Annotated in this window: 3 protein-coding genes and 3 pseudogenes; 3 read left to right on the top strand and 3 right to left on the bottom strand. The window is 65.0% G+C overall.

Annotated features, from left to right (window positions below):
* Together AHiyo1_RS03420 and nucS are read right to left on the bottom strand one after the other, a co-directional pair.
* A pseudogene (locus AHiyo1_RS03420) lies at positions 1–1,094 on the bottom strand (N-acetylglucosamine-6-phosphate deacetylase); the annotation flags it as partial.
* 64 nt (positions 1,095–1,158) lie between these two features.
* Positions 1,159–1,854, bottom strand: a complete 696-nt coding sequence (gene nucS, locus AHiyo1_RS03425; RefSeq protein ID WP_059387620.1) for an endonuclease NucS — start codon at positions 1,852–1,854, stop codon at positions 1,159–1,161.
* A 69-nt stretch (positions 1,855–1,923) separates the two neighbouring features.
* On the opposite strand from nucS, the pseudogene AHiyo1_RS03430 reads away from it, so the two are divergent.
* Together AHiyo1_RS03430 and AHiyo1_RS03435 are read left to right on the top strand one after the other, a co-directional pair.
* A pseudogene (locus AHiyo1_RS03430) lies at positions 1,924–2,255 on the top strand (ATP/GTP-binding protein).
* Positions 2,256–2,273: 18 nt separating this feature from the next.
* Positions 2,274–3,068 carry an alpha/beta hydrolase gene (locus tag AHiyo1_RS03435; RefSeq protein ID WP_059387619.1) on the top strand — a complete coding sequence of 265 codons (795 nt, stop codon included), beginning with the start codon at positions 2,274–2,276 and terminating at the stop codon, positions 3,066–3,068.
* Positions 3,069–3,092: 24 nt separating this feature from the next.
* Here the strand turns inward: AHiyo1_RS03435 and AHiyo1_RS03440 are convergent.
* A pseudogene (locus AHiyo1_RS03440) lies at positions 3,093–4,282 on the bottom strand (AI-2E family transporter).
* A gap of 314 nt (positions 4,283–4,596) precedes the next feature.
* On the opposite strand from AHiyo1_RS03440, the gene AHiyo1_RS03445 reads away from it, so the two are divergent.
* Positions 4,597–5,400, top strand: a complete 804-nt coding sequence (locus AHiyo1_RS03445) for a hypothetical protein (protein WP_340639276.1) — start codon at positions 4,597–4,599, stop codon at positions 5,398–5,400.
* The last annotated feature ends 92 nt before the right edge of the window (positions 5,401–5,492 follow it).

The raw sequence follows: 5,492 nt of genomic DNA on the forward strand, positions 1-5,492 counted from the left end.
CGTCGGCGAGCCCGACGCCGGCCGCAACCGTGCGCCTGACGACGTCGAGCATGGTGGCGGTGCCACCCGCGATGGATCCCGTGGCATCCAAGGTAGCGACGCCGTCCGTCACGGTCACGGGGGAGGGGCCAAGCATGTAGTTTCCGTCGGAGAGTCCCGCCGCCGCCATCGAATCGGTCACGAGGACAACGTTTGCTGCGCCTACCAGCTGAAAGACGGTTGCGACCGTGCTTGGGTCCAGGTGCGTGCCGTCCGCAATCAGTTCCACCACGGCCTTGCCTTCCTGGGCCGTGCGAAGGGAGGCGGCCACGGGGCCGGGGGAGCGGTGGTGCATGGGAGGCATGCCGTTGAACAAGTGCGTGACGGTGGGCAGAGAGCTGACGCCGTCGAAACCGGCGGATTCCAGGCCCTCGCGCGCCGCAGTGAGGGAGGCTGCCGCCGTCGCGTCGTCGCAATCCGTGTGGCCAAGGGACGGCGTTACTCCGTGGAACGTCATCAAGTCCACGAGTGCCGCGGCACCCGGAAGCTCTGGGGCATAGGTCATGGTTGCGAGCTTGCCTGCAGCGGCTTCAACGAGCTCCGTCATGAGGTCCAGGTCCGGTTCCAGCAAATAAGCAGGGTTCTGGGCACCGCATCGCGCGTGCGAGAGGAAGGGCCCCTCAAGGTGGATTCCCGCTACGAGTCCTTCATCGGCCAGGCGCACGAAAAGCTCGATGCCGCGGAGCAGGTCCTCCCGGGGCGCCGTGACCATGCTGGCGAGGAGCGTGGTGGTTCCGGAGCGGTGCAGGAAATCGATGGCCTTGCGCGCCGACGATTCATCAGCCGGGGAAGTCGCCTCCATTGCCGCCATGGCAGTGCACATCCACGAACCCGGGAACGATATACCGTTCAGCGGGGAAATCGGTCCGGGGAGTTTCCTCGAACCCCTCGAAGGCTGCTTCGTGGAATTCGGCGGCCGGCCCGGCGAAGGCGATGCGGTCGTCTTCCACCGCCACCAGGCCATCTTCGATCACCGCACCGTCGCTGACGATGGTTCCGGTGATCAGGTGGCGCACAGGCGCAGAAGAAGATACAGGCCGGTCTGGGACAGTCATGTTTTGATTCTAGTTGCCGGGGCCCGCGCTTGGCCCGGTTTACCCTGCATGAGGGCCCGGACCGCTAGAACAAGCGGGACTCGCTGTCGTCCACGCCCCGCATCGCGTCATAGTCCAGGGTGACGCAGTCGATTCCGCGGTCGTTGGCAAGGACCTTCGCCTGCGGCTTGATCTGCTGGGCGGCGAAAATGCCCCGCACCGGGGCCAGCAGCGGATCGCGATTGAGAAGTTCGAGGTACCGCGTGAGCTGCTCGACGCCGTCGATGTCGCCGCGCCGTTTGAGTTCGACGGCGACCGTCCTGCCGTCGCCGTCGCGGGCGAGGATGTCCACCGGACCGATGGCAGTGAAGTACTCGCGCCGGATGAGCGAATAGCCGGCACCAAGTGTTTCGATCTGCTCGGCGAGCAGTCGCTGAAGGTCGGCCTCGACGCCGTCCTTGATGAGCCCGGGGTCCGTTCCGAGGTCGTGGGACGTGTCATGGAGGTGCTCGTAGATGTTGATGATGAGCCGGTCATCGGTCTTGGCCGACTGCACGGTCCACTGCTCCACCACGCCTTCTTCCACCTCGGTCTCTTCCGGCGTCGTCACCCGGAGGGTTGCGGGCGGGCTCATCCAGTTCAGCGGCTTGTAGGAGCCGCCGTCGGAGTGGACCAGGACCGAACCATCGGATTTGACGAGCAAAAGCCGGGTGGCAAGGGGGAGGTGGGCCTTGAGGCGGCCAACGTAATCTACGGAACAACGGGCTATGACGAGTCGCACCCGCTCCACTTTACTTCCTCTGCCGCATCCCCTGCCCCGCGCAACTAGCGACTGGGGCAGAATGGAGTCATGCCCCGCTCCAACCGCCCCCGACGCACCGAATCAGCCAAGCAAGCTGGAAACGGACAGGCGAGTCGCCGGAACTGGACCTGGAACGTGCCCGCTCGGGCATCGCCCGCCGGGAAAGCGCCCCCGACGGCGACTGGATGGTCCGGACCATGACCGCACGCAATGCCGAGAAGACGTATATATGTCCCGGCTGTTCGATGGCCATCGTGCCTGGCATCGCCCACCTGGTGGTGTGGTCCGAGACGCACCTCTTCGGCGATGCCGCGGGCCTGGCGGAGCGCCGCCACTGGCACAACAACTGCTGGACCGGCCGGACCTACAGATACCGCTGAGCGCTTAAGCTTGGAAGCATGAGTTTCGATCCCGCTTCCCTCGTTTTCAGCCAGCCGGAGTCTGCCACGGACATCAGGGCATCCACCGTTTTGCCGGCGCACCGCGAAAACGTGGAATTCCGCACCGAAGACGGCAAGTTGCTTGTGGGTGAGCTGGCGCTGCCGGAATCCGGCGAGATCTCGGCGACCCTTATTACCCTGCACCCCCTGCCAACGCACGGCGGATTCATGGATTCGCACGTCTACCGGAAGGCGTCCTATCGGCTTCCGGCGCTGGCCGGCGTCGCGGTTCTGCGCTTCAACACGCGGGGAACGCATTCGCCCCGGGGTACCAGCCAGGGGCACTTCGACGAGGGCATCGGCGAGCGGTACGACGTCGAGGCTGCTGTTCGCTTCGCTGTGGAGCGCGGGCTTCCGAACCGCTGGTTGGTGGGCTGGTCCTTCGGCACCGAGCTGGCCTTGATGTACGGTGCGGTGGAACCGGTGGCTTCCCAAGTGGAGGGCGCCGTCCTGCTGTCTCCGCCGCTGCACCGTGCAACGGACGTGCATTTGAAGGAATGGGCTGCTTCGGGAAAGCCGCTGACGGTCCTGGTTCCGGAACACGACGACTATCTTCAGCCCGCCGAGGCCGCGGAACGATTCAGTTTGGTGCCCCAGGCCCGGGTGGTGGGGATCGACGGCGCCAAGCACTTGTGGGTCGGCGAGAAGTACGCTGCCCGGGTTTTGGACGAGATTGTGGACGACGTGACGGAAGCCGGTGCAGGACCCCATGGCTTGCCTCGCCAGTGGGCAGGCCCAGTGGCCACGGCCTAATGGCTACGGTTTAACAGCCACCGCTCAGTGGCGGTCCTGGCGGACGATGAAGACTTCCTTGATCAGCAGCATGATGGCTGCGGCCGTCGGGATGGCGATCAATGCACCGAGCACGCCCAGCAGGCTGCCGCCCGCGATCACCGAGATCACGGCGACAGCACCCGGACGGCAACTGCCTTCTGCATGATGCGCGGAGAGATGAAGTAGGCCTCGAACTGCAGATAGGCGAAGTAGCAGATGGCGTAGATCACGGCGGTCTGCCAGCCGGCGGTCAAAGCCACCAGGATGACCACCACAGCGGCAATCAGCCCGCCTACCAAGGGGATGAAGGCAAGCAGGGCAACCACGAACGCCAACAGGACGCTGAACGGAATGCCCAGGATGCTCATGACGATGAACGCGAACAGCGCGTTGAGCAAGGCAACACAGACCTGGCCGATCACGTAGTTGCCCACCGAGCGCGTGATTTCTTCGGATAGCGCTTCCACCCGGGGCCTGCGCGACCGTGGTGCGAGCCTGTATCCCCATCTCTTCATGGCAGGCAGGGCACCGAGGAAGTAGAGGCTGAGGACCAGGACGATCAGCGTCCCGAAGACCCCGTTGGCCACGGTGGATCCGAAGCCGACGACGCCGCCGAAGATACCGCCCATGGCGTCCGGGTTCTTGACGAACTTGTCGAGTTCCTGGCTGATCTTGTCGCGGACGCCGAATTGGCTGTCCAGGGAGCGGAAGAAATCCGAATCCACGAAGCCCCGGATCCAGTCCGGAGCCTGCCGGACGATCTGTGAGACCTGTTCCACGATGGTGGGGATCAGGGTGGCGAAAAACGCCGCCACTCCGGCAACGAGGACCCCGACGGCGATGACGACGCCGGCCGGGCGCGGCACCTTGCGCTCTTCGAGCCCGCGGACCACAGGGTCAAGTCCCAAGGCAATGAACAGGGCCGTCACGATCCACAACAGCAGTTGGGCGGTGTTGGTGCCGATGTAGTACAGCATGAGGGCGACGCCGACGCCGGCCGTGCCCATGAAGCCGACATACAGCGGGTGTTGCGCGGACATCCTCGGGCCAGGGGAACCGAAGCGCGGGCCGTCGGATTCATCCAAGGCGGGTTCGGCGGTTGCATCGTGCTCAAGTTCGGGAGGCATTTCGAAACGGACCCGCGGTTGGGCGCCGGGAATGGGCTGGCGGAGGCGGCGCACGAAGGACGCCATCAGGCCCTCGCCGTGATCCCTGCCGTCTTGGGCAGACCCATCATCCAAGCCACCCGGGCTGGTGCCGGGCCCTTGTTCGGCGGGTGTGGGATCCTTGCGCTCTTTCACGTGTTTCAGCTGCCTTTTCGTTCCGCGGTCAGGCTCGAGGGGTGCCCGATGTCATGTTGTTCGCCACACTATCAGCAGGCCGGAATTGCCGAATTCTAGAGGGTAAGCCCTCCGGCGGGAAGCCCTCTGGGAGGACCCCGAACTGACTCCTTGGTAACAAAACCGTTACCCTTGAAGTTCAACGACCGCTGATGATTGGTATTCCTGTGCGATTGAAGACTGCAGTTTCGCTGGTGCTGCTTGGCCTGCTGACACTGTTGGCCGGCATTGGCCAGCTGACCTTTTGGGCCCCGGCCGAGACCGTAACCGCGTCCGCCCCTGGCGACTCCAAAGCCGCTCCGCTGACGGTGATCACCCAAGACGTGTTGACCCACAAGGGCGGTCCGAGACAGATCAGCGTCAAGGGCGACGGCAAGTTCGTGTTGGCTGTGGGACGTCCGGATGACGTCGATGCGTGGGTCGGCAAGACCGCCCACAACACCATCAACGGCGTCTCCGAGGACGGCAAGTCCCTCCAGCTTGCAGGCACCGACGGCGAAGCAAACGCCCCCTCTCCTGCCGGATCGGACTTGTGGGTCCAAACGGAGAACGCCGACGGACAGCTGGAGTACACCTTCACCCCTCCCGCGAGCGGCAACTGGTCCCTCCTTCTGGCGAGCGACGGAACCAAGCCGGCGCCGTCGTCGGTCTCCATTACATTCGCCAATGATGCCACCATGCCGTGGGCCGTACCGCTCATCGTCATTGGCGCGATCCTCATTGTCGCGGGTGCGGCGTTGCCGTTCGTCAGCAAGTTCACCAAGGGCCGGGGCGGCCGCCCCAACGGTCCGCGGGGCGGCGTAACCACCGGAAACTCCCCGGAGACCGCCAGCAAAGGCACCGCCGATGAAACCGACAAGGACCCCCTGGGCGAGGACACACCTGCCGGGGACGCACCTGCCCAGGACACCAACAAAGGCACAGCCGCGGGTCCCGCACTTCGTATTTCGCTTGTACCGCAGCTGTTGTGACGGCCCTCGTCGGTGGCACCGCGGCAGGTGCCAAGCGGCCGAGACTCCTTCTCCCTCCGGATCCGCGACGGCGAGCCCCGCGGGGACCGCCG

The organism is Arthrobacter sp. Hiyo1, assembly GCF_001263615.2.
Lineage (GTDB): Bacteria > Actinomycetota > Actinomycetes > Actinomycetales > Micrococcaceae > Arthrobacter.

Excerpts from the sequence above, each read along its gene's own strand:
- AHiyo1_RS03435 (WP_059387619.1), top strand. The coding sequence starts at position 2,274 with ATGAGTTTCGATCCCGCTTCCCTCGTTTTCAGCCAGCCGGAGTCTGCC.